The sequence below is a fragment of the Candidatus Pelagibacter sp. PS_02 genome, assembly GCF_059418065.1.
This window is the reverse complement of the sequence record NZ_CM182079.1, coordinates 1,118,981-1,140,923: the sequence shown is the minus strand read 5'-3', so window position 1 is coordinate 1,140,923 and position 21,943 is coordinate 1,118,981. Positions and strand designations below refer to the sequence as shown.

At 28.6% G+C, this 21,943-nt stretch carries 24 protein-coding genes; 13 read left to right on the top strand and 11 right to left on the bottom strand.

Annotation, left to right across the window (positions count from 1 at the left end; all coding sequences use genetic code 11):
• Positions 1 to 27 precede the first annotated feature (27 nt).
• Genes AC5SL4_RS06035 through AC5SL4_RS06010 form a run of 6 tightly spaced genes read left to right on the top strand, consistent with a single transcriptional unit; the run spans position 28 to position 5,700 of the window.
• The gene (locus tag AC5SL4_RS06035; protein WP_006997711.1) at positions 28 to 735 is read left to right on the top strand and encodes a response regulator transcription factor; all 708 of its coding nucleotides are present in this window, start codon (positions 28 to 30) and stop codon (positions 733 to 735) included.
• Positions 735 to 2,273 carry a sensor histidine kinase gene (locus AC5SL4_RS06030; RefSeq protein WP_011281542.1) on the top strand — a complete coding sequence of 513 codons (1,539 nt, stop codon included), beginning with the start codon at positions 735 to 737 and terminating at the stop codon, positions 2,271 to 2,273. Before AC5SL4_RS06035 ends, AC5SL4_RS06030 begins: the two co-directional genes overlap by 1 nt.
• A 43-nt stretch (positions 2,274 to 2,316) precedes the next feature.
• Positions 2,317 to 3,603, top strand: coding sequence for an adenosylhomocysteinase (ahcY, locus tag AC5SL4_RS06025; RefSeq protein ID WP_006997713.1), 1,287 nt, complete (start codon positions 2,317 to 2,319; stop codon positions 3,601 to 3,603).
• Complete coding sequence (locus AC5SL4_RS06020; RefSeq protein WP_006997714.1) at positions 3,587 to 4,045, top strand: bifunctional tRNA (adenosine(37)-N6)-threonylcarbamoyltransferase complex ATPase subunit type 1 TsaE/phosphotransferase; 459 nt, start codon at positions 3,587 to 3,589, stop codon at positions 4,043 to 4,045. Before ahcY ends, AC5SL4_RS06020 begins: the two co-directional genes overlap by 17 nt.
• Before the next feature lie 3 nt (positions 4,046 to 4,048).
• Complete coding sequence (locus tag AC5SL4_RS06015; protein ID WP_006997715.1) at positions 4,049 to 5,014, top strand: aminoglycoside phosphotransferase family protein; 966 nt, start codon at positions 4,049 to 4,051, stop codon at positions 5,012 to 5,014.
• Positions 5,011 to 5,700: a sugar phosphate nucleotidyltransferase gene (locus AC5SL4_RS06010; RefSeq protein WP_006997716.1), complete on the top strand. Its 690-nt coding sequence runs from the start codon at positions 5,011 to 5,013 to the stop codon at positions 5,698 to 5,700. Before AC5SL4_RS06015 ends, AC5SL4_RS06010 begins: the two co-directional genes overlap by 4 nt.
• Here AC5SL4_RS06010 and AC5SL4_RS06005 read toward each other — a convergent pair.
• Positions 5,689 to 6,405 (bottom strand): 2,3-bisphosphoglycerate-dependent phosphoglycerate mutase, encoded by a 717-nt coding sequence (locus tag AC5SL4_RS06005; protein ID WP_034400347.1) that lies wholly within the window; start codon positions 6,403 to 6,405, stop codon positions 5,689 to 5,691. The two genes, AC5SL4_RS06010 and AC5SL4_RS06005, sit on opposite strands and share 12 nt — an antisense overlap.
• A 58-nt stretch (positions 6,406 to 6,463) precedes the next feature.
• Between AC5SL4_RS06005 and AC5SL4_RS06000 the strand changes: the two genes are divergently transcribed.
• Both AC5SL4_RS06000 and AC5SL4_RS05995 read left to right on the top strand, forming a co-directional pair.
• Complete coding sequence (locus tag AC5SL4_RS06000) at positions 6,464 to 6,853, top strand: VanZ family protein (protein ID WP_006997718.1); 390 nt, start codon at positions 6,464 to 6,466, stop codon at positions 6,851 to 6,853.
• The gene (locus AC5SL4_RS05995) at positions 6,840 to 7,439 is read left to right on the top strand and encodes a transglycosylase SLT domain-containing protein (RefSeq protein ID WP_006997719.1); all 600 of its coding nucleotides are present in this window, start codon (positions 6,840 to 6,842) and stop codon (positions 7,437 to 7,439) included. The genes AC5SL4_RS06000 and AC5SL4_RS05995 overlap by 14 nt, the downstream gene beginning before the upstream one ends.
• On the opposite strand, the gene AC5SL4_RS05990 is transcribed toward AC5SL4_RS05995, so the two are convergent.
• Genes AC5SL4_RS05990 through msrA form a run of 4 tightly spaced genes read right to left on the bottom strand, consistent with a single transcriptional unit; the run spans position 7,436 to position 12,688 of the window.
• Positions 7,436 to 10,558, bottom strand: coding sequence for an efflux RND transporter permease subunit (locus AC5SL4_RS05990; protein ID WP_006997720.1), 3,123 nt, complete (start codon positions 10,556 to 10,558; stop codon positions 7,436 to 7,438). The genes AC5SL4_RS05995 and AC5SL4_RS05990 overlap by 4 nt on opposite strands.
• Positions 10,558 to 11,427, bottom strand: a complete 870-nt coding sequence (locus AC5SL4_RS05985; protein WP_020168859.1) for an efflux RND transporter periplasmic adaptor subunit — start codon at positions 11,425 to 11,427, stop codon at positions 10,558 to 10,560. Before AC5SL4_RS05985 ends, AC5SL4_RS05990 begins: the two co-directional genes overlap by 1 nt.
• Positions 11,428 to 11,430: 3 nt before the next feature.
• A complete protein-coding gene (locus AC5SL4_RS05980; RefSeq protein ID WP_494587265.1) occupies positions 11,431 to 12,243 on the bottom strand; it encodes a sulfurtransferase in 813 nt (270 codons plus the stop codon).
• A 1-nt stretch (position 12,244) separates the two neighbouring features.
• Positions 12,245 to 12,688 carry a peptide-methionine (S)-S-oxide reductase MsrA gene (gene msrA, locus AC5SL4_RS05975; protein WP_494587264.1) on the bottom strand — a complete coding sequence of 148 codons (444 nt, stop codon included), beginning with the start codon at positions 12,686 to 12,688 and terminating at the stop codon, positions 12,245 to 12,247.
• Positions 12,689 to 12,723: 35 nt separating this feature from the next.
• Here msrA and AC5SL4_RS05970 point away from each other — a divergent pair, with 35 nt between their 5' ends.
• Both AC5SL4_RS05970 and AC5SL4_RS05965 read left to right on the top strand, forming a co-directional pair.
• Positions 12,724 to 13,608 (top strand): DMT family transporter, encoded by an 885-nt coding sequence (locus tag AC5SL4_RS05970; RefSeq protein ID WP_011281531.1) that lies wholly within the window; start codon positions 12,724 to 12,726, stop codon positions 13,606 to 13,608.
• Complete coding sequence (locus AC5SL4_RS05965) at positions 13,601 to 14,236, top strand: DNA-3-methyladenine glycosylase family protein (protein ID WP_494587263.1); 636 nt, start codon at positions 13,601 to 13,603, stop codon at positions 14,234 to 14,236. The genes AC5SL4_RS05970 and AC5SL4_RS05965 overlap by 8 nt, the downstream gene beginning before the upstream one ends.
• Here the strand turns inward: AC5SL4_RS05965 and AC5SL4_RS05960 are convergent.
• Complete coding sequence (locus AC5SL4_RS05960; RefSeq protein ID WP_011281529.1) at positions 14,223 to 14,519, bottom strand: DUF1330 domain-containing protein; 297 nt, start codon at positions 14,517 to 14,519, stop codon at positions 14,223 to 14,225. The two genes, AC5SL4_RS05965 and AC5SL4_RS05960, sit on opposite strands and share 14 nt — an antisense overlap.
• A gap of 28 nt (positions 14,520 to 14,547) precedes the next feature.
• Here AC5SL4_RS05960 and AC5SL4_RS05955 point away from each other — a divergent pair, with 28 nt between their 5' ends.
• A complete protein-coding gene (locus tag AC5SL4_RS05955) occupies positions 14,548 to 15,084 on the top strand; it encodes a phosphoribosyltransferase (RefSeq protein ID WP_011281528.1) in 537 nt (178 codons plus the stop codon).
• 33 nt (positions 15,085 to 15,117) lie between these two features.
• Here AC5SL4_RS05955 and AC5SL4_RS05950 read toward each other — a convergent pair whose 3' ends face one another.
• A complete protein-coding gene (locus tag AC5SL4_RS05950) occupies positions 15,118 to 16,428 on the bottom strand; it encodes an NCS2 family permease (protein WP_011281527.1) in 1,311 nt (436 codons plus the stop codon).
• 131 nt (positions 16,429 to 16,559) lie between these two features.
• Here AC5SL4_RS05950 and AC5SL4_RS05945 point away from each other — a divergent pair, with 131 nt between their 5' ends.
• Entirely contained in the window at positions 16,560 to 16,865 is a 306-nt protein-coding gene (locus AC5SL4_RS05945; RefSeq protein WP_011281526.1) for a hypothetical protein, read from the top strand.
• A gap of 46 nt (positions 16,866 to 16,911) precedes the next feature.
• Here AC5SL4_RS05945 and AC5SL4_RS05940 read toward each other — a convergent pair whose 3' ends face one another.
• Positions 16,912 to 17,358, bottom strand: a complete 447-nt coding sequence (locus tag AC5SL4_RS05940) for an Hsp20 family protein (RefSeq protein WP_006997730.1) — start codon at positions 17,356 to 17,358, stop codon at positions 16,912 to 16,914.
• A gap of 98 nt (positions 17,359 to 17,456) precedes the next feature.
• Positions 17,457 to 19,532, bottom strand: coding sequence for a S9 family peptidase (locus AC5SL4_RS05935; RefSeq protein ID WP_494587262.1), 2,076 nt, complete (start codon positions 19,530 to 19,532; stop codon positions 17,457 to 17,459).
• A gap of 17 nt (positions 19,533 to 19,549) precedes the next feature.
• On the opposite strand from AC5SL4_RS05935, the gene AC5SL4_RS05930 reads away from it, so the two are divergent.
• Complete coding sequence (locus tag AC5SL4_RS05930) at positions 19,550 to 20,056, top strand: J domain-containing protein (RefSeq protein WP_494587261.1); 507 nt, start codon at positions 19,550 to 19,552, stop codon at positions 20,054 to 20,056.
• Here AC5SL4_RS05930 and AC5SL4_RS05925 read toward each other — a convergent pair.
• Together AC5SL4_RS05925 and AC5SL4_RS05920 are read right to left on the bottom strand one after the other, a co-directional pair.
• A complete protein-coding gene (locus tag AC5SL4_RS05925) occupies positions 20,053 to 20,991 on the bottom strand; it encodes a glycosyltransferase family 9 protein (protein ID WP_494587260.1) in 939 nt (312 codons plus the stop codon). The two genes, AC5SL4_RS05930 and AC5SL4_RS05925, sit on opposite strands and share 4 nt — an antisense overlap.
• The gene (locus tag AC5SL4_RS05920; protein ID WP_494587259.1) at positions 20,988 to 21,923 is read right to left on the bottom strand and encodes a GDP-mannose 4,6-dehydratase; all 936 of its coding nucleotides are present in this window, start codon (positions 21,921 to 21,923) and stop codon (positions 20,988 to 20,990) included. The genes AC5SL4_RS05925 and AC5SL4_RS05920 overlap by 4 nt, the downstream gene beginning before the upstream one ends.
• Between the last annotated feature and the right edge of the window lie 20 nt (positions 21,924 to 21,943).

Here is a 21,943-nt window from a genome sequence, read left to right as displayed (position 1 = left end):
AACAATTTAGTATTTTTAAAGTAGAATATGCAAACTCAAACAATAGCTCTTATTGATGATGATAGAAATATACTCACAAGTATAAGTATAGCTCTTGAAAAAGAAGGCTTTAAAGTTCAAACTTATATTGATGGAGAAAGTGCTTTAATTGGGTTAACTAGAAATCCACCAGACCTTGCTGTTATAGATATAAAGATGCCAAAAATGGATGGTGAAGAGCTTTTAAAAAAGTTAAGAAAAAAAACTTCCTTGCCTGTAATTTTTTTAACTTCAAAAGATGATGAAATAGATGAATTATTAGGCTTAAAATTGGGTGCAGATGATTTTATAAAAAAGTCAGGAGGTTTTTCCATTAAAGTTTTAATAGAAAGAATAAGGGTTCAACTTAGAAAAAAAGATATTAACAACAATCTTGAAGACACAAAAAATATTATTTCGCATGGGAAGCTAAAACTTGACCCTTCACAACTTGAATGTGAATGGGATAACAAGCAACTACCAGATAAACTAACTACTACAGAATTTTTAATAGTTAAAGAATTAGCAAAGAGACCAGGAATAATAAAAGAAAGAGCTCAGCTTATGGACATTGCTTATCGAGAAGATACTGATATTGAAGATAGAACTATTGATAGTCATGTTAAAAGAATTAGAAAAAAATTTAAAAAAGTTGATCCTGATTTTACAGCTATAGAAACAAGATATGGCAGTGGATACAGATGGAACGTTAGTTAATGTTCAGTAATTTTCTAAAAAGTTTATCTATATTAAAAAAATTTTTATTCATTAATTTGGTTATTTTTTTAATTATAGGAATTTTAACAGCACTTTACATTAGCAATGCAAAACCTAATTTAATAAAAAATAAAACCTCCAAACATATTCAAATAATTAACAATACAATTGAGCATATTTTAAGGTTAAATATAAAATTTGAGGAAGAAGATATTAGAAAATTTTTATTTTCAACAAGATTTTTATTTCAAAACTTAGATAGAGTTATCTTATTTGATAATCAATTTAATTTAGTAGGTGATACTGATACGCTAGATTTAGACCCGAGATCCTTTTCTAGTAGACTAGATATAGTTGAGCTAGAAATATTAGACGAAGAAAAAAGCAAAAAAATTGTTGAAACAAAAAACATAAATAAAGAAAAAACCGTTTCATTCAAAGATGTTCTTACAAATTATTCGTGGTCAAAAGACTATGGAAAGCCCTTTACTTTTATACAGGAAGGCTATGATCAATTTTTACTAACAACAGTTAAAAACATTACACTAAATGGAGTTAATATTGGATACCTAGCAATTTCAGAAAATGCTAATGATGTAAAATCTGCTATTGATGAAAGAAAAACATTTATTCTAAGAACAGCAATATTTATAATTATAGTAATATTTGTATTCTCTTTTGTTTTAAATAGATATTTTCTAAAACCTATAAAGAACTTAGTAGCATATACAAAAATTATAAAAGAAAAGAGCAAAAAAAAAACAAATATTAATGAACTTAAAAGTAGAAATGACGAGCTAGGAACTTTGTCAAATTCTTTAGATGATATGACAAGTGAACTTCAAAAAAGAATTTCACATGCAGAAAATTTTTCAACTGATCTTGTTCATGAGATAAGAAACCCCTTAACATCATTAAAAAGTGCTTCAGAAATATTGAACGAGACTGATGATCAATCTCAAAGAAGTAAATTAATTAGTATTCTCAATCACGATGTTCAAAGAATTGAAAGATTGATCACTGATTATTCTCAAATACTAAAAGATGAGGTTGCATTAAGTAAAGAAAAAATGAAAAAAATTAATCTCAAATTAATTGCAAGATCTGTAGTAGATGATTTTAATAATATTTATGAAGCAAAAAGAGGAATTAAAATAATGTTAAATGATCAAGATGATCAAGAAGAATATTTTATTAATGGAATAGAAAATAGAATTGAACAAATTATTGCAAATTTATTAGATAATTCAATTTCATTTAGTGATGATAACAAAAAAATCTTAGTTGAAATTTACAAAGGAGATAAGGATAAAATTATTTTTAAAGTTATTGATGAAGGTAAAGGATTTAAGGAAACAGATACAAAAAAAATATTTAATAGATTTTATAGTAATAGACCTGATACCTTTGGAGAGCATTCTGGTTTAGGCTTAAATATAGTAAAAAACCTTGTTGAACTCCATAGTGCTACCATTAATGCCTCAAACAATGTAACGCAAGAAGGTGCAAATGTTGAGATTGTCTTCCCTAAAGTTTAATCATAAGTTGATTAATTAAATTTTTATTATATAAAACTGAGCAATGGATGATTTTAAAGTCAAAGATATATCGTTAGCAGACTTTGGAAGAAAAGAAATTTCAATAGCTGAAAGTGAAATGCCTGGTCTAATGGCATTAAGAGAAGAATACTCAGGAAAAGCACCCTTAAAAGGAGCAAGAATATTGGGATGTCTTCATATGACAATTCAAACAGCAGTTTTAATTGAAACTTTAGTAGAGCTTGGAGCAGAGGTTAGATGGTCTTCTTGTAATATTTTTTCAACACAAGATCATGCTGCTGCAGCAATAGCTAAAGCAGGAATACCAGTTTTTGCTTGGAAAGGTGAAACTGAAGAGGAAGCTGTATGGTGCATCAGACAAACAATAGAAGGTAAAAAAGACTGGAAAGCAAATATGCTCTTAGATGATGGTGGTGATTTAACTGCAATGATGCACAGTGATTACAAAGATTTGTTAAAGGAAGTAAAAGGTGTCTCAGAAGAAACAACGACTGGAATTAAAGCATTAAACAAAATGGAAAAAGATGGAACATTAATGATTCCAGCAATTAATGTTAATGACTCAGTTACAAAATCAAAATTTGATAACCTATATGGTTGTAGAGAAAGTTTAGTAGATGGAATTAGAAGAGCCACAGATGTAATGATGTCTGGTAAAGTTGCAATTGTAGCAGGCTTTGGGGATGTTGGAAAAGGTAGTGCTGCATCTTTAAGACAAAGTGGTGCTCGAGTGATGGTTACAGAAGCGGATCCAATTTGTGCACTCCAAGCAGCAATGGAAGGTTATGAAGTAGTTTTAATGGATGAAGCTATAAGCAAGGCAGATATTGTTGTTACTGCTACAGGTAATATAGACATTGTTACTGCAGATCATATGAGAAATATGAAAGATAGAGCAATCCTTTGTAATATTGGACACTTCGATAATGAGATTCAAGTAGAAGCCTTAAAAAATTATAAATGGACAGAAGTAAAACCAGAAGTTGATGAAATAGAATTAGTTGATGGAAAGAGAATTATTCTTTTAGCCAAAGGTAGATTGGTAAATTTAGGTTGTGCAACAGGGCATCCAAGTTTTGTAATGAGTGCATCATTTACAAATCAAGTAATGGCACAAATTGAACTTTGGCATAATCATAAAAATTATGAAAATAAAGTTTATGTATTACCAAAATCATTAGATGAGAAAGTGGCAATGCTTCACTTAAAAAAAGTAGGTGCCAAACTTACGAAACTATCAAAAGACCAAGCTGACTATATAAGTGTTGAAACAGAAGGTCCATTCAAACCAGATGCTTATCGCTACTAATAGCGAAAAAATAGATATCTCCCTAGAAGATAAAACATCTGAGCTAGCTAAAAGTTTTTCAAGAACACTACAAAAAGGAGATGTAGCTTATTTTCATGGAGAAATAGGTGTTGGCAAAACCACATTTATAAGACACCTCATTAATAATCTTCAACAATTAAATAAAATCAATTTAACCGAAGTTACTAGTCCTACCTTTAATTTGGTAAATGAATATGATGTTGGAAATTTTATAATACAGCATTACGATTTGTACAGGTTGACTGACTATAGTGAGATAAAAAACATTGGTTTATTTGAAAATAGAGAAGAAGTTGTGACATTAATTGAATGGCCTGAGAAAATAAAAGAAACTATTGATTCCAAAATTGATTTACATTTTGAATACAATGATGATTTAAGTAAAAGATATTTAACAATTAAGGGAGTTAAAAATAAATAATAAATGTTACAAACTAATAATAAATTAAAAAAAATTAAAGGTGACGCATCATTTAGATCTTTTTATAGAAAGTCATCTTCAAAAAAAAAATCAATCATAGTTTTTGCTTCTAATGAAAAAGAGAAAAATTTGCTAATATATGATGCAATAAATAGTCTTCTAATCAAAAATAAAGTTTTAGCACCTAAACTTTATAGCGAAAATTATAAAAAAAATTATATAGAAATTGAAGATTTTGGAGACGACTCAGTTTTTAGTTTATTAAAAAAAAATAAAAACCAAAAAGAAACTCTCTATAAAAAATCTATTGATTTACTTGGAGTAATTCAAAAAATTAAACAAAATCGATCTAAAAACTTTAAAGGCAAAACTTATAAAATACCTATTTATGATAATGTTAAATTATTCAATGAGGCAAATTTATTTTGTGAATGGTATGCAAAAAAATTTATAAAAAAAAATAAACTAACCAAGTTTAAAATTGATATAAAAAAACAAATTAGGTTTTTATTAACACTCCTTCAATCAAAAGAAAAAGTTTTAGTTCATAGAGATTTTCATGCATCGAATTTAATGAAGTACAAAAATAAAATAGGAGTTATCGACTCGCAGGATGCTTTAATTGGAAACAGAGCTTATGATTTAGCTTCCCTAATTGATGATGTTAGATTTAGAACAGATGAAATATTTAAAAATAAAATTTATCGTTATTATCTAAAACTAAATAAAAAAAGAGTTAACAAGGCTACGTTATTAAGTGATTTTGAAATATTATCGATTTTAAGAAATATGAAAATTATTGGAATATTCACAAGATTGGCAATGAGAGATAAGAAAAAGCAATATTTGAAATTAATTCCCTATGCTTGGAAGTTAATTGAATTAAGAATTTCGAACAATAAAAAATTTTCTGAGCTCAAAAGCTTATTAGAGCTTAATTTTTCCAAAAAAATAAGAAATCAGAAATGAAGATTAAAACTGCATTAATTTTATGTGCTGGATATGGTAAGCGCTTAAACCCAATAACACTGACAACCCCGAAGCCTCTACTAAAGATAAACGAAATAACTTTATTAGAAAATTGTATTAATCTAATACATTCTTTGGGAATTGATAAAATTTTAATTAACACATTTTACCTAAGTGAAAAAATTGAACAATTTTTTAAAGATAAGAAATTTAATTTAGAAATTAAAATAATAAATGATGGCTCAAATATTTTAGATACGGGAGGTGGAATTTTAAATTTAATAAATTCATCTAATGAAACAGATTTTATGATATTTAATCCAGACACCGTATGGAATGAGAATTATAAAAAATATATTAAAGATATGGAGAAATTTTATTTTTTAATTAAAGTTAAAAATATACTTTTATTAGCTAATGAAAACTTGAGTTTTGACAAAAATTTGAAGGGTGATTTCAATCTTAAAAAAAATATTATAAAAAAAGATGAACTTAATCACTTAATTTATACAGGGTGCCAAATCATAAATAAGAGTTTATTTGACTCATATGAGGTAGGCAATTTTTCCATTTCAAATATTTGGAATAAATTAATTGATAAAGACGATTTATATGGTTTTGAGAGTTTTGAAGACTTTAGACATTTAACAGATCTCAATATTTACAAAAAATTATTAAAAAACTAACAAGTCCTTAGCTCTATCTTGATTTAGATAAGTGCATTCTTTAATATTTTGCTTTGAATCTAAATTTATCAAGAGGGGATTGCCTGTTGGTATTTCGAGTAATGTTATCCTTTGATTGTCTAATTTAAATAAAAATTTGCATAACGCTCTTATAGAATTCCCATGAGCTGAAATTAAAATATTTTTATCATTTTTTAGTTTCATTTGAATTTCATCAATATAAAATTTCATTACTCTATCGTAGGTATCTTTAAGGGACTCGGTGTCAGGAATATTTTCTTTTGGAATACTTTTATAAACCTCTATATTTAACGGGTGATACGGATTGTTTCTACTTAATGGATTTGGTTTAATATCCCAAGATCTTCTAAAAGCATGTATTTTATCTTCACCAAGCTTTTCTTTCATTTCATCTTTATTTAGCCCCGTTAAAGCTCCATAATGTCTTTCATTTAATTGCCAGGCTTTAACTGGTTCTCTTTTGTCTCTTAATGTGTCCTGAATAAATTTTAGTGTGTTGATAGCCCTTAATTGAAATGATGAATAAAAATAATCAATATCAATTTTAGTTTCCTTAATATTCTCTCCAGCTTTACAGGCTTCCAATTTACCTTGCCCTGTAAGGTCAACATCTACCCAGCCTGTAAATCTTTTTTCAAGATTCCATTCACTTTGACCATGTCTTACTAAAATTAAATGAGCCATTTGATATATTCTGATAACTGATAAAATAAATAAAATAAATAAAATAAATAAGATTATTATGAATAAATTAAAAAACATTTCTAGAATTGGGTTTTATTCTTCTAATATCATATTGATAATATTTTATTTATTCCCAGGCAGTATTCTCGGATGCTTTTTGTATAATGATTGTTATAAACAACCACAAATTACTCAAGATTTTATAATTTCATCAAACCATTTCTATGCTTTTATTGTCCTTACAAGCTTAGGGGTACTTTCTTTTCATAATACTAAAAAGATTAATCTTTTAAGTATTTATTTATTTCTATTATCAATTTTTTTAGAACTATTTCACATTATCATTCCAAATCGTGGATTTGAGATGAGTGATTTATTTGGAAATATTGTAGGTGTAATATTGGTTATACTTATCTATAAGATTGTAATTAAATATGTCAAAACTTAAAAATCATTTTTTAATACTACTAATTATTTTTATAACTGGCTGCTCCTCAATACCTCAAAATACTTCAAATAGTTGCTCAATTTTTAATGAAAGATATCTTTGGTATAAACATGCAAAGAAAACTGAACAAAAATGGGGAACCCCAATTTATATTCAGTTAGCTATAATTAAGATGGAATCTGACTTTGATTGGCTAGCTAAACCTCCAAGGCAAAAATTATTTAAGATTATACCATTTAAGAGACCCTCTAGTTCATTTGGATATTCACAAGCAGTAAAGGGAACTTGGGAGCAGTATAAAAATGAAACTGGAAATAAATTAGCAACAAGAACAAGATTTAAAGATAGTGTAGATTTTATTGGTTGGTATACTGATAAAACTGAGTCTCTTTTAAAAATTTCTAAGAAAGATGCCTTTAGACAGTATCTAGCATATCATGAAGGGTGGGGTGGTTATAAAGATTATAAGAATAATCAGAAAGTTATAGGTTTAGCTAAAAAAGTAGAAAAACAATCTAATAAATACAAATCACAATTACAAGATTGCCAGAAAAGATTAAATAAAAATAAATATATTATATTTTAACGAAGTTGTTTTTTTAGCTCAATATCAACCGCATCAATTCGTTTCGTATTCTTTGCTAATACCAAATACATGGTTGGCGTTACATATAATGTAAAGAATGTTGATATAATCATTCCTCCCAGAATAGTTGCACCCACTGCTAATCTTGAAGCTTCACCTGCGCCTGGTCCAATATTTCCTATAACCAATGGCATCATTGCTATCATTGTGCTTATTGACGTCATCATTATGGGTCTAAATCTTAATTGACAAGCTTCCTTAACAGATGTTTCTATATTTTTTCCAGCTGTTCTTAACTGATTGGCATAATCAACAATTAGAATACTATTTTTAGTTGATATTCCAATTAGTATGACAAGCGCTATTTGTGAGAAGATATTAATAGAACTGTTCAGGAATAATATAAAGACCAAACCTCCAAACAAAGCAAGTGGAACAGTTAACATAATAATAAATGGATGAATAAATGAATTAAAGGTTGCAGCCATTACTAGGTACGCAGTTAGAAAAGCTAATCCAAAAATAATAAATAGTTCATTACTAGTTTCTTTTATTTCTTCTGATTTACCTTTCCATGCAATTTGATTAGAAGAGCCAATTTCTTCCATTGTTTCTTCTAAATATGCAATTGCTTCTGTAAGTGTATAAGATTCCGATATATTTGCAGATATTGTTACAGCTCTCTGCCTATTATATCTTGCTAATTTTTTTGCAGATCCAATTTCACTGAACTCTACTAAATTTGATAAAGAGATAAGTTTACCAGAGCTTTCAGATCTAACAAATATTTTAGAAAGACCTTCTTGCGATCGTCTATCTGCCAAGTATTGTTGAAGTATAATTGGGTATTCTTTACCAAGTCTATTAAATTTTGTTACAGTTTTTCCACCATAAAGAGTTTCTAAGGTTTTGCCAATTGAGTCAGTAGACACACTTAAATCCTTAGCCTTATTTTTATTAATTACTAATTTGACTTCCGGTTTGTCTCTAGAATAGTCCGATTCTATTCTAGATAAATTTTTATTTTGTCTTAATTTATTGATAACTTTTGACTGTATTTCCTCTAACTCCTCATAAGTGCTGCCCAATATAACCATTTGAACAGGTTTATTGTAACTAGAAACTCTAATAGATTGAGGTGATATTGGAAAAGCTACTGTTTCAGGAACAGTCACAATTTTTCCAATTGCTTCTCTCATTATTGTTTGTGAACTTTTATCTCGTTCAGCCCATTCATCTAATAATGCAATTATTATAAAGCTATTAAAAGAATTTTTATTGCTACCAAAGCCTGGCACTCTCATTATAAATCTTTTGTATGGACTGTCCTCAGCTTGAAGAAGAGGAATTAATCTTTTTTCAACATCTTCTGCTCTTTTTTCAGTATATTCAAAAGAGCTTCCTTCATCTGTAAACCCTAGAACAAGATAAACCCCTCGATCTTCTAATGGTAATAATTCCTTTTTTGTAAAATGAAATAAAACACCAGAGACAATAATAGTGAAGACTATAAATGAAATTATGATTTTTTTCTTATTAAGCCAATACCCCAATGTTTCCTCATAAAATTTTAAAAATGATTTAAAAAATTTATCAAATTTAGTGACTATAAAATTTTGTTTTGGCTCTTTCTTTAAAAACTTACTCGCTAACATAGGTGATAGTGTAAGAGCAACAAAAGAGGACACCACAACAGAAACAGATAATGCTATTGCTGTTTCTCTAAATAATGTTCCTGCAATTCCATCTATGAAAATTAAAGGAATAAAAACCGCAACTAGAATTAAAGTTGTTGCAATGATTGCAAAGCTGATTTGCTTTGACCCTTTGTAAGCTGCAATTAATGGACTCTCTCCATTTTCAATTCTTCTATAAATTGCATCTGTCATTATGACCGAGTCGTCAGTAATTATTCCAATAGCTAAAATAAAACTTAATAAGACAAATATGTTTATTGATAAACCAAATAAATAAAGACCCAAAAACGATGCTATTAAGCTTACAGGTAGTGCAACTGCTGGTACAATTACAGCTTTTATATTACCTAAGAATAAATAAATAATAATGACCACAAGAATAAAAGCAATGATTAAAGTTTTGTATACTTCATCGATAGCTGTACCCACATATGTTGCTCTGTTAAAAGCTACTTCTATATTTAGGTCATCTGGCAATGTTTTTTTAACTTCTTCAATTTTTTTACTTATTTCTTTAGAAAGCTCTACTGTTGAGGCACCACTTTTCGCATAAATACCAATTCCTACAGTGTTTAAATCTAAAGCATCTTTACTTTGGGCTTTAAAAAGATTTTTTTCTGAAACCGGGCCAAACTCAACATTTGCAATATCTGAAAGTCTTACAACACTATTTTGATTTTTTTTAATAGGTAATGTTTTTAGTTTTTCTATATTGTTATATGACTTATCTAAATTTAGTATTAAATCTATGTTGGTAGCTTCTAATGTTCCTGCGGGTAGGCTGACATTTTCTTTCCTTATTGCTCCTTCAACTTCTTGAATAGTTAAATTATTTGCAGCAAGTTTAATTGGATCAATCCAGATCCTAACACTTAAATCTCTTAAGCCACCAGTTGAGATTGTTCCAACATTTTTAACACTTGAAAATTGATCTACTAAATATCTTTCAACATAATCTCCAAGCTCTAAATCACTCCAGGTTGCTGAAGATACGGCCAGCCACATAGTGGTTGAAAATCCTGCTGATTGTTTAAGTATTTGAGGCGCTGCTGCTTCACTTGGCAATCTATCGACAACTCTTGCAACTCTTTCTCTTATATCATTAGCAGCATTATCAAGATCTATATCAGGATTAAATTCAACATTAATTGAACTACTCCCATTTTCTGATGTTGAGTTAATATTTTTTATTCCTTCTACTCCACCTATTACATCTTCTATTACTTGTGTTACTTCCTGATCAATTATAGGAGCTGATGCAGATTTGTAGTCTACTTTAACTTGAACTACAGGTGGTTGTAAGCCCTCGGGTAGTTCTCTTACTGGCAATTGTGAAAAAACAAATATTCCAAAAACAATTAATATAAGAGACATTACCCAAGCAACAACTGGTCTTCTTATACTTACGTCAGTTATAAACATTATTTTTTAATTGGTTTAATTTTGCCTCTTGGTCTAACTTTTTTTAAACCTTCAGCTACAATGTTATCTCCATTAGCTAAACCTGAAACCACTTCAATAAAACCAGAATCTCTTATTCCAATAACAATTTCAGTTTTATTAGTCACATTATCTTCTGCAACTTTATAAACATAAGTTTTGTTACCTTCCATGATTAAACTTGTATCCGGAATACTCATGGAATTTCTCTCATTATATTTAACTATAATTTCCAAAAGAGAACCTGGTAAAATTTCAAAATTATCATTTTCTAATTTTATTCTTATAGCTAAAGATCTTGTATCCACATCAATCCTGCCAGCTGTTGAGTCAACAACACCTGAATAAATTTTTTCACTATTACCTGAAAATTTAACATCAACATTTAAATTTTCTTTAATAAAACTTGCGTAAAGCTCAGGAATATCTACATCTACATAAATTGTCGAAGTATCTTCTAGTTGTATTAAAAGTGAACTTTCAGAAACTTTAATATCATTTGAAAAATCTCTTTTAGTCACCACTCCATCAAAAGATGCTATTAAATTTCTAGTTTTTAATTTTGTTATTAAATCACCTTTTTTTAATTTTCTATTGAATTCTATTGGGTTAACTATTTCATATTTTTCAATTTTGTATGATTTAGTTCTAAAAGGAATTGCTGTTCCATAAGTTGAAACTTTTTGAGCAAATTTTTTTGCTACAACCTCAGTTACTATTATGCCTGGAGGAGGTCTTTTGCTAAATTTTTTTTTAAAATGATTTCCTATCATTGTTCTTCCAACAATTACTATTGTAATAATTAAAAAGAAGGCAAGGATTGCAGTTCCAATTTTTGTAGATCTTTTCATATTTTAATTCTTTCCATATTCACTCCATGATCCGTCATAAATGGTAGGCATATATTTATTATCTATTAAAGAATAAGCAAGAGCCAAAACTGAAGCAGTAACACCAGAACCACAAGTAAACACAATGTTTTTACCTATCTCATATCCAGTTGATTTAAACTTTTCATGAATCTTTTCTTTACTAATAAATGTATGATCTTTATTTATAAGTTCAGAGAAAGGTAGACAAAAAGAGTTTTTGATTGAGCCACTTCGTAATCCTTTTCTTGGCTCTGGAACCTTACCCTTAAATCTCTCTAAACTTCTTGCATCAATAACATTAAAATTGTTTTCTAAAATATTTTTGTTAATTTGGTTTATATCTTTTACTAACTCTCTTTTTTCATTTGCAATATAGTTAGAGGGAATAATCTTAATTATATCACTAGTGGTAGCTTTATCTTCCTTAATCCATTTTTTAAATCCTCCATCTAAAACATGGACTAATTCTGGATTGTGACCAAAATAGATAAAATTATACCAACATCTACATGAACTAATTACATCCGAATTATCATAGATAACTATTTGATCATCATTTTTAATTCCCATGCTAGAGACAATATTTTGCCATGACTTAGCATCTGTTAACATATGAGGTAGATCAGTATCTATTTTAGAGTTTTTATCTAAATCAAAAAAAATTGCGTTTTTAATATGATTGTTTTTATATTCATCAAAACCATTACGTTCTGTCTGAGGCATGTGCCATGAGCAATCAATAATTTTTACTTTATCTAAATTTTCTTCTAACCAATTTGTATCAACTAAAGACATATTATCTTTTTTCCAAATATCTCTGATGATATTCTTCTGCTGGACAATAATTTTTTAATAAAGAAGATTTTGTTACAACATTTCCTGATAGTTTTAAATTTACTTTTTTTATAACACTCTCAGCAATTTCTTTTTGTCTGTCACTTAGGTAAAATATTTCACTTCTATATTGCGTCCCAAAATCAGGTCCTTGTGAATTTAAGGTTGTAGGGTCATGAATTTCAAAGAAGAAATCTAAAATCTTTTCATAAGAGATAATTTTAGGATCAAAATCTAACTTAACAACTTCTGCATGATTTGTATTACCAGTACATACCTCTTTGTAAGTGACTGTTTGGCTGTCACCTCCACAATAGCCAACTTCAGTTTTAATAACTCCCTCAAGTTTACTAAACTTAATTTCTGGCCCCCAAAAACATCCCAATCCTAATACTGCTATTTCCATTGATTATACTTTAATTTGATTTACAAATTATTGCTATGCTAACTAAAAATCAATTAGGTTTTTTGTACATGTTTCTATCTGTATGCACCTTTTCTGTTATGGATTTGCTGGTAAAATGGTCAAGCGACTATCCAACTGGGGAAGTTTTATTTTTTAGAGGCTTTTTTGGTCTGTTGCCCACATATTTTTTAATTCCAAAAGGTAAATTAAAAACTTTTTATACAACTGAAAGATCAAAAGAACATTTATTCAGATGCCTTATGGGTTTAATGGCCTTGATAGCAATAGTTGTTGCGTTAAGAGAACTTCCTTTGGCAGTCGTTGTCAGCCTGTCGTATGCGGCACCATTATTTATTACTGTATTATCAATTTTTCTATTAAGTGAAAAAGTGGGTATTTTTAGATGGTTAGCTGTCTTAATTGGATTTATAGGTGTTATTATAATTGCTGAGCCTGGCTTTAAGGGTATGAATTATCTTTATTTCCTTCCTCTAATATTTTGTATTGGAATGGCTTTTGTAACCATCACAATTAGAAAGCTATCAACAACAGAACCTATTTGGCTTATATCAATTTTTTTTACAATTACTATTTCAATTGCTGGCTTGGCCACAATTCCAATGGGATGGAAAATGCCAAATTTTCAAGACTTTATTCTTTTAGCTTTAATTGGAGTAACAGGAGGTTCTGCAAATTTATTTTTAACTCAATCATATAAACTTTCAGAAGTATCTTTGGTAGCACCTTTAAAATATTTAGCTTTGGTATTTGCTATATTTTTTGGTTATTTTATTTGGAATGAGATACCAACTATAAAAACACTAATTGGTGCATCGCTTGTAGTTCTTGCATCTCTTATAATTTTTAGAAGAGAAATTTATCATAAACAAAAAATACCATCAACGACTAGACATGAATAAAAAACCAAAATATTGGAATACGGCAAAAAAATATTTATCCAATAAAGATAAAGTAATGTCATCATTGATAAATAAATATAAATCTCCTTCAGAGGCTGTGCTTACATCTAGAAAAGATATATTTTTTTCATTATGCAAGAGTATCATTGGACAACAAATCAGTGTTGCTGCAGCTAACTCAGTTTTTTTGAAATTTAAAAAGAAATGTAAAAATAAGATTAATGCAAAAACAGTCTCTAAACTTTCTTCTGTCCAAATTAAAAGCTGTGGATTAAGTGGACAAAAGGTTAGGGGAATAAAAAGTTTGGCTAAACAAATATTAGATAAATCATTTAATCCTAGATTAATTCCCAAGATGTCAGATGAAGAGGCTATTATTTATTTATCTCAGTTAAGACAAATTGGAAGATGGTCAGCTGAAATGATTTTATTGTTTACTTATAATCGGTCAAATATTTGGCCTATACAAGATATTGGTCTTTTAAGAGGAATTTCAAAAAATTATAAAAAAAAATATCTACCACCTGAATCTTATGTAAAATTATTAAACAAAAGATTTAGTCCATACTGTTCAGTTGCAACTTGGTATTTATGGAGAAGCATAGATCCAGAACCTATTCAGTACTAAAACCTTCTACTATTTGTAGGTTTCGCTCAGTAGTATCTCTAGCTATAGCCCAACCATCTTGATACTCTTTAGAATCGTGACACTTCATAGCTTGCTCATAATTTGGAAATTCCCAAATTACAGTTCTTGGGTAAGTTTCACCCTCTAAAGTTTCAAATTTTCCACCTCTTACAAGGGGCTTTCCTCCATAACTTTTTATTATTCCAGTAACTTTTGCCCCATAATTTTTTAAATTTTCTTGGCTATCTATTCTTTTGTATAAAGCGATCCAGTAGGCTTTCATTATTTCTCCTTTTTAAATAATTTTTTATATGATAATGAATTTTATGGCAGAGAAATTAATTATCACTTTTGATCAGTATACAAAAATTGTAGAAAAACTAGCAATAGAAATTCACAATAATTATAAGCCAACAGTACTAGTAGGCATTATGAGAGGGGCTGCTCCTATACTAGATATCCTCTCTAGAATTTTAAAATTACCTATAGCTTATATAGTTATCCAAAGTTATTCAGGAAAAGGAATGGAAGATAAACAGGGTCAATTAATGTTTGCAAGAGAAATTAGTTCTTTAGCTGAGAATAAAGATTTTAATAAAGTTTTATTAGTAGATGATTTATCTGACACAGGATTAACTTTAAACAAAAGTATTGAGTGGTTAAAGAATTATGAACCAACTAAAGATTATATAAATGAAGTTAAAACAGCCTGTTTATGGAAAAAAAAATCATCCACATTTGAGCCAGATTTTTGTCCAGTAAAACTTGATTCAGATCCATGGATTGTTCAGCCTACGGAACATTATGAAGAGATGTCTATGGAAGAAATAATTAAGAAAAATAAATAGGGCTGGAATAATTCCAGCCCTAAAAATTATATTTTAAGCAACTGCAAAACTTACAACACTCAAAATTGCAATAATCCATATCGCTGGTGAAGTTGAAGAAAACTTACCAGTAAATAATCTGATTAATGCGTATGATACAAATGCTAAAGCAATACCATTACTAATACTATATGTTAACGGCATAGCAATCATAGCAAGAATAGCAGGAGCTGCTTCACCAATATCATCCCATTCAATATCAGTTATGTTTCTAACAAAAAGAACAGAAACAAATACTAAAGCTGCACCATCAATTTGCTTAGGTAAACTTGTTGCTAAAGGAGCAAAGAATATACAAGCTAAAAACAGAAGACCAATTACTAAAGAGGTCATTCCTGTTTTTCCACCAGCTTTTACACCAGCACCAGACTCAACATAACTAGTTACAGTTGTTGTTCCCATCATTGCACCCGCTACAGTTCCAACACTGTCAGCCATCATCGCTTTTTCAATGTCTTTAACTTTACCATTTTTATCAACCTTACCAGCAACGTTTGCTACTGAAGTTAATGTTCCTGCAGTATCAAAGAAATCAACAAATAATAAAGTAAACACTACAGTTGTCATACCAGCTGTTAATGCTGCTGATAAATCAAAATCAAATAGATAAGTCATTGGAGGTGGTGAGCTTGCAATTCCATTAAATTTAGCAAGTCCAGTAGCCCATGCAATAATACTGAATAGTAAAATACCAATAATGATATTTCCCTTAACTTTCATTTTTTCAAGAACAACCATCAAAATAAATGCTGCACAACCCAATAGAACAAGGGGATCACTCAAGTCACCTAATTGAACTAATGTTACTGGGTTATCAACAACAACTTCCATGATCTGAAGTCCAATTATTGCTAAGAATAATCCTATACCAGCGCCAATTCCTAATTTTAAACTTCTTGGAATTGAATTAATTAACCACGCTCTGATAGGTGTTAATGAAATGATTAAGAATAAAACCCCAGCAACTAGTACAGCTCCTAAAGCTTCTTGAGGCGTATAGCCCATTCCAGCACAAACACCAAATGCAACGAATGCATTAATTCCCATACCTGGCGCCAAACCTATCGGCCATGTTTTTCCATAAAATGCCATTATGAAACAAGCAAGCGCTGTTGCAACAATTGTTGCCGTGTATACTGCTCCAAATTCAAAGAACCCTTTTTCTGGTCCAGCAAATTCACCTGATAGTATAAATGGATTTAAAAACATAATGTAAGCCATTGTCAAAAATGTTGTTACACCAGCTATTACTTCTGTTTTAAAATCGGTCTTGTGTTTTTTATAGTCGAAATATTTTTCTAACATTGATCCTCCTAAGATTAAGATGGACTAATATTAGATTAATTAAGAAATTACTCTTAAAAATCTAAGTTTATCAACATATTTCAACTTATAAGTTTATATTTATGCCATATTTTGAGTGTTATCATTGAAGCATGCATAAATTAAAATTTATTTTAATAAGCTTATTTTTTTTAACTCTTGTTGCCGGCTGTCAAACAATCAAAAATAAAACAGACGCAATTGTTGAAAAAGAAAATGCTAAGTTAAGTGAATACATTGGAAAAACTTCAAGCAATTTGCAAATGGAATTAGGTAAGCCAGATGAAGATTTTAAAAATGATAAAGGTAACTTAGAGCTTGTTTACAACACCAAAAAATATGGAATACTTTGCGAAAGAAGATTTGAGGTAGATTCTAATTCTATAGTGATTGGTTTTGTTTCAAACGGTTGTTTTTAAAAACTTAATACTTGTGGGGAATGTACCCCACAAGTAAGGTTTTTACTTATTTAATTTCAATAAGTTTTTTCTTTTTATATTCAGGTACAATTCTTTCACAGGCAATTGTTAAAAGACCATCTTTTAATTCAGCACCATTAACTTTCACATCCTCAGCGATTGTAAATGATCTTGCAAATTGTCTTTGTGAAATACCTTTATGAATAATTTCACCATCATCAGATTTGTCCTCAGATTTATCAACCTGTTTAGTTCTTACAGTTAATAAATTGTCTTCAAACTCCACCTCTACATCATTTTTATTAAAACCAGCTAAAGCAACTTCAATAGCGTAGTTGTCTTTTCCAGTTTTTCTAATGTTGTACGGTGGATAATTGGACTGCATAGTTAACCCTCCATTTCCCAACATATTTTCAAATTGGTCAAACATATCGTCAAATCCAATTGAAAAAGGTCTTAGAGTGTTAAATATAGATAGATCCCTACTTGTCATAGTTTCCTCCTTTGTTAGCAAGGTTAATTTAGTAAGCCCCATTAGGCGACTTACGTATGTTATTTAGGAATTATGCTAAAAATTTCAAGATAGGACGACTAAATTTTTTTAGAAATTTTTAATGCAAATGCATAATCTAGTGCAATTTCTTCTATAGCCCCATCTCTACCTGATTTACCACCATGACCTGCGTTCATTTCAGTTTTTAAAAGCAATAAATTATTATCAGTTTTATATTCTCTTAGTTTGGCAGTAAATTTTGCTGGTTCATCAAACAATACTCTGTTGTCGCTTAAACTTGTTGTGATCAACATATGAGGATAATCCATTTTCTTAATATTATTATAGGGAGCATAAGAATAAATATAATCAAAGTGATCTTTTTTATCTTTTGCATTTCCAAACTCATCGAATTCTCCAACTGTTAAAGGTAAAGAGTGATCTAGATTAGTTGTCAGAGAGTCTACAAATGGTACTGCCATTATAATTCCTAGAAATAATTCCGGGGCTTGATTAACTACAGCACCCATAAGAAGACCACCTGCGGAGCCACCCATACCTATTATTTGATTTTTTGAAGTATATTTATTTTCAATTAAGTATTTTGCAGAAGCAATATAATCTTCAAAAGTATTTTTTTTATTCAGCAGCTTTCCTTCTTTCCACCACTTCATACCTCTTTCCATACCCCCTCTAATATGGGCTGTAACCCAGATGATATCTCTATTAATCAAACTTAATCTAGTAGTAGAAAAACTAGGGCTCATAGAACTCCCATATGATCCATAACCATAAAGTAGCAATTGAGCACTTCCATCCATTTTAGTATTTTTGTGTCTTGTAATTGTAAGAGGAACCAGTCTTCCATCGTGTGATTTACAATCTACTCTTTCTACAATGTAGTCATCAGGATTATGACCGGATGGGATCTCTTGTTCTTTAACTAATTTTTTTTCTTTTGTGCTTAAGTTATAAGAATAAACTCTAGACTGCGTCTTGGGTGAAGAATAACTTATATATATCTCATCTGTATTTTTATCTCTTTGCATCAAAGAGGCACCAGGAACATATACAATTTCATCAGAAAAAATTAATTCTTCTTCTGTTCCAGTTGTAATATTTTTTACAAATAATTTATCTAAAGCATCTGAAGTTTCAGATCTAATGATCCAATTTTTTAAGAATGTTAAACCTCCAATTAGAACCTCATCTTTTGCAGCAATAAAGGTTTTCCAGTCTGGTTTTTCCAAACTATTACTTATGTCTATTTTAAAATCTTCAGCATTTTCATTAGTATGATTGTAAAATTTACCATCCCAAGAATTGACAGAATAAAGAATTCCTCTTTGTCTTTTTTTTATTAATTTAGGTTTGGGATCTTTTTCATTAACATCAAAGTAATATTGCTCAGATGTATTATGGTCTGAAGAGTTGATAAAGAAATATTTATCATCTGCACTTAAACCAATTCCAACCGTAAAGGCTTCACTTTTTTCTTCGAAAATTAATTGATCTTCACTAACTTTAGTACCTAATTTGTGTCTATAAATTTTTCTTGGTCTATGATTTTCATCAAGTTTTGAATAAAAAACATACTGATCATCTAAACTGAAAGTTATGCTACCTGATGTTTCCTCAATCTTTTCAGTAACTAATTTTTTTGTATTTATATCTCTAATATATATTGTGTAATATTCAGAACCCTTTGTATCTAAAGAGTATCCCAAATATTTGTCATTAAAACTAACCTCCAAATCTCCAACACCAAAGTATTCTACTTTTAGTTTTTCTTTTTCTTCATCTCCATTCCAAATTTCTTCAATATTATTAGTTCCAATTTTTTTCCTTAATTTTATGGAATAATTTCCTTTGGTAGTTGTTTTTGACCAATACTCATAATCAAAATCTTTAAAAGGTAAAGACTCATCATCTAATTTTATTCTTCCTTTGATTTCATCAAATAATTTTTTTTGAATGGTCTTGGTATCTGACAAGTGAAAATCAGTATAAGAGTTTTCTTCTTCAAGATATTTTCTGACTTCAGGGTTTAATTTTTTGCTATCTTTTAAAACCTCCAGGATGTCATCTTGATGTATCCAACTATAATCATCTTCCCAGCTAATATTATGACACGTTTTTATTTCTGATTTTTTTTTAAGATGTGGTATTTTCATGGATACAAATTAAATATATGAATATTATTATTTATACACTAGTTTTTTTAGGAATTACTTACTTTTTACTTAAATTAGTAGCGAATACTTCATCAAAAAAAATATCAAAACATTTAAGAAAATTAATTTTTTTGGGTTTAATAATTTTAGCAGTATTACTTTTAGTTGCTGGCAAGTTTTTATTAAGCATACCACTTACATTGCTTAGCTTAGCTTTAGTTAAGTTGAAAGGGTTTTCAATATTTCAATTAATTGGTTTATTTAGACTTATACAAACACTTAGAAACTCTGGGAGATTTTCATTTAACCAAAATCAAAATATTAAAAATTCTTCCACAATAACTATAGAAGAGGCTTATAAGATCTTAAACTTAGATATTAAAAAAAAAATTACTAAAGATGATGTTCAAAAAGCATACATAAAAATCCAAAAAAAAATACATCCTGATATTTCACCAGAGACCACAAGATTATCGATGATTGTAAATGAAGCAAAGGAAGTAGTTTTAAAAAATTTAGTCTAGAATTTATTATTAAGAATTTCTTGATAGACTTTTTCAATAGATACATCGTCTGGGTTTAAATTTGATCCATGAGTTATATTTTCAATTTTAATATTTTCCGGAAATATTCTCTGATAATTTTTACTATAATCCGTGTATGCTTTAGGAGAATCTAAGAGTATTACTAAACTTTTTATTCCTGACTGAGCTGTTATATGAGATCCAAATGAATCATTACCAACATACATGTTGGCGGAACATAAAAATGGAATAACTTCTTCTATTTTTTTATCATATAATGAAATATAATTATTACTTTTAATATTATTTGTAATTTCATTAGATAAATCTTTATCTTTTGGACCACAAAGAATAAAAAAATAATAATCTCCATTATTGTTAAGTTTGTTTATCAAGTTAGAATAATTTTTAGCACCCCACTTTGTTGTAGGTCCAGAAGATCCAGCCCCAATAACAATTATAAATTTTTTTGTGTCTATGTTTTTTTTTATATTTTGTATTTTATTTTCATTAATGAAATAGTTTGCTTCAGTTGAGCAATCAGTTACTCCCAAAGATTTTTCAGTGAATTTTTTTGCAGCATCAACTAAATGCAAGCTATCTTTTTTGAATAATGGATAACAAAAAACTTTCTTAATATTAGATAAAACTGAAGCTAGATAAATTCTTACACTTGGATAAAAAATAAAGATTTGATCAAAATTAAAAGAGTTAAAAAAGCTTCTTAACCTTAAAATATCAATAAATCTTTTATGATATTTATTTATAAAGATAATTTTATCAATTAATGGGTCATCCTTTAAAGCAGCCTCTAAATTATTGCACAATGTAATAATCGTGACAGGACCATATTTTCGAGCTATCTCGTGACAGTAAGCAAGGTGTAATAAATTTGCACCTAAACCTTTATAGCTTAAGTATATACATGTTTTCATATTGAGTTAAAAATCTTTTTGACTAATTTTGCACCACCAATTTTTATTTGATATTTAAATTTTTTATTTAATATTTCATAATTTTTTTTTGATCCCATCATTATATCAACTTCATCAGGTCTAATAAATTTTTTATTAATTGAAAAATATTTTCTGTAATTAAGTTTATTTTGTTCATAGGCAATTTTTAAAATTTCATAGCCAGAAATTCCCTGACCACTTGATAACATCAAATCTCTAGGTTTAATTTTTGTAAGATGATAAATGCCTTCAACAATTTCTGGAGCCCAGGAATAATCTCGTATCGTATTAAGATTACCAACAGTAATATTCTTTTTTAACTTAGCATGTGTACAAATTTTTTTTATAAAAAAATCATTATTTCTTAATGGAGATTCAACTTGTAAAAAAAATATACTAGAGCAATTAACTCCTTTTTTTCTGAATTTTTTGACATCTTTATGAGCCTTAATTTGTGATTGAATATAAGGGTTTTTATTTTTTGAAATTTTAGATTTTATATTAACCAATCCTTTATTTGGTTCAAATATATATCCTGAATTAGCCTTATAAAAATTTGTTTTTAATTCATATTTATGAAGAATTTCCAAAATCTTTTTAGCACCAATATAATTGGAGTCATTGGTTACTTTTTTAAGTTTGATACTTTTAGTAAGAGAGCTTTGCCCAGAAAAGTAAAATATATTTTTTGGAGTATATTTTTTTAAAAGTTTTAATATTTCGTCTTTTTTTAAAAAATTTAACTTCTCAAATATTATTTTATTTTCAATATTTAATTTATTATAATTTGTATAAGACTTTTTTCTTTTTCTTGAAGTTACTATAATCTTTTGTCTTTTTGATAATAGAAATTTTGCTAAATAACTCCCTATAACTCCAGAACCTATGATTATTGAATTATTCTTTTTCATTTTTAATTGTTTAAAGTATA